Genomic DNA, 1652 nt, shown 5'->3' with positions numbered 1-1652 from the left:
TCTTTATAAGCTGAGTCCCCATAGTAAAATTTTGATAAAGCATATTTTAATAAAGCACCAGTCTATTGGTGGGAGAGGCACGCCTAGAGGATTACCATTGAGTTCATGCATTAGTGAATTAATGATGAAAGATTTTGATAGCCAAATAAGAAATAATAATAATACCTTTTTTTACTCTAGATATGTGGATGATATTATAATAATTACTTCAGGAAACGAGGATAAAAGTGATTTTTTGAAATATATAAAGACTATTTTGCCTTATGGTTTGGATCTTAATTATAATAAACTTGAAATATCTAATAAAATAAATTCAATAGGAAAAGTCTCAGATGTTAGCCCCAAAAAAATAGTAATTAAATTTGAATATCTAGGATATAAGATTGTTGTTAGTGATCCCTATAAAAAATCTAAAAGCAATAAGAGAGTTGTAGATGTAGATCTTGCTACTAAAAAGACTAAAAAGTATAAGTTAAGAATTGCACGTGCTTTCTATGATTTTGTAAAAACAAAAGATATAAATTTACTTAAAGATCGTATTAAATACCTTGCTAATAATTTTAAGGTTTATAATATTCATATTGAGAAAACAAAGCTTGCAGGTATTTATCATAATTATCCAGAAATACAACTTGAGGCAAAAAATCTTAAAGAATTAGATCATTATCTAAGGGGATTAGTTTTGTCTCGAAATGGACGATTAGGGCGATTTCTTGCTCCTTCACTTACAGGGAAATTAAAAAGAGAGCTTCTTCAAAATAGCTTTGTAAAAGGTCATTCTGAGAAACGATTTATCCATTTTTCTGCAATACGTATTGCTGAAATAAAAAAATGTTGGGAGTATTAATTTTTAATCATGTCTAAGAAAAATTTTATTAAACGAAGTGATTATGATCGAGTACTCATTACAGAAACTTTACCTTATGAAACTCCTATTATTTTTTCTAATAATGGTTTGTATGACCGTATTAAGAATATAAGTAAATTTACAGAGTTTGAGCAAAAAATAATTAAAGACTTGATTCTTTGTCAAGGGGAGCATATTAAGGCTAAACCAACAAAACCTTATCTTTATAAAATTAGAAAAAATGCATTAGAGCATAGGAGGCTTGCTTTATTACATCCTGCTTCTCAATGGAAAATTCGAGAGTTTTATAATGAATATGATAAATTAATCCTTTATTTTTGTTCAGAAAGTCCTGCTTCGATTCGTGCACCAAAAAAAATTGCTAGTTCATTTTATTCTAAAGGCTCTTGGGAAAATATTTATAAGTATAAAACAGGAAGTATTACGGCCGATACAATAGATGGTTATGCTAAACATACACCCTCCTTCTTTGCATATAAAGGATATGACCGTCTTTATAAATTTTTTAACTCATTAGATTATTTTAATATTGAGAAAAAATTTAAAATTCAAATGAGTCTAGATGTTTCAAAGTGTTTTGATAGTATTTATACTCACTCAATAGCATGGGCTACTAAAGAAAAAGAATTTGTTAAAAGTAATTTGAATTTATCATCTTTTGGAGATGATTTTGATTTTACTATTCGTCATGGGAATTATAATGAAACGAATGGTATACCAATTGGACCTGAGATAAGTAGGATATTTGCAGAAATAATTTTTCAAAAAATAGATAATATAGTAA

The 1652-nt window shown here is 27.7% G+C and carries 2 protein-coding genes; both read left to right on the top strand.

The annotated features are described in order from the left end of the window. On the top strand, positions 1–847 hold an 847-nt coding region (gene drt3a, locus VXQ92_RS17005), incomplete at its 5' end, for an antiviral reverse transcriptase Drt3a (protein ID WP_416682609.1). 9 nt (positions 848–856) lie between these two features. Beyond that, the coding region (locus VXQ92_RS17000; RefSeq protein ID WP_416682608.1) for an RNA-directed DNA polymerase at positions 857–1652 on the top strand (796 nt) is incomplete at its 3' end.

This window comes from Acinetobacter sp. 228, from assembly GCF_048147885.1.
The sequence above is the reverse complement of the archived record's forward strand: the minus strand, read 5'-3'. Positions and strand labels throughout refer to the sequence as shown.